Source organism: Streptomyces luteosporeus, from assembly GCF_039532865.1.
In the GTDB taxonomy this organism is placed as follows: domain Bacteria; phylum Actinomycetota; class Actinomycetes; order Streptomycetales; family Streptomycetaceae; genus Streptomyces; species Streptomyces luteosporeus.
This window is the reverse complement of record NZ_BAAASL010000091.1, coordinates 1-514: the sequence shown is the minus strand read 5'-3', so window position 1 is coordinate 514 and position 514 is coordinate 1. Positions and strand designations below refer to the sequence as shown.

1 protein-coding gene is annotated in these 514 nt (G+C 48.6%); it reads left to right on the top strand.

Annotation, left to right across the window (positions count from 1 at the left end; all coding sequences use genetic code 11):
- A partial coding sequence (locus ABD361_RS30575) for an EcoRII N-terminal effector-binding domain-containing protein (RefSeq protein ID WP_344440254.1) occupies nt 1–514 on the top strand: 514 nt, incomplete at both ends.

Below are 514 nucleotides of genomic sequence, written 5' to 3'. Positions count from 1 at the left end.
GAATTACTTCGTCTACATCAAACGCCTTTCCGCCAACGATACCGGCGCAACAGGTGGTCACCAGGTAGGGCTTTATATCCCTTCAGGTATCGTTGAAAAACTCTTTCCGTCTATCAACCATACCCGTGAACTGAACCCTTCGGTTTTTCTCACCGCACATGTGTCATCGCATGATTGCCCTGACAGCGAAGCCAGGGCAATTTATTATAACAGCCGTCATTTTGGTAAAACCCGGAATGAAAAAAGGATTACCCGCTGGGGTAGAGGCAGCCCACTTCAGGATCCTGAAAATACAGGGGCTCTGACGCTCCTGGCTTTCAAGCTTGATGAGCAAGGGGGGGACTGTAAGGAAGTAAATATTTGGGTATGCGCCAGCACTGATGAAGAGGACGTCATTGAGACCGCTATTGGTGAAGTTATACCCGGAGCGCTTATATCCGGCCCCGCAGGACAGATTCTAGGCGGACTATCTCTACAGCAAGCGCCAGTAAATCATAAATATATTCTACCTGAA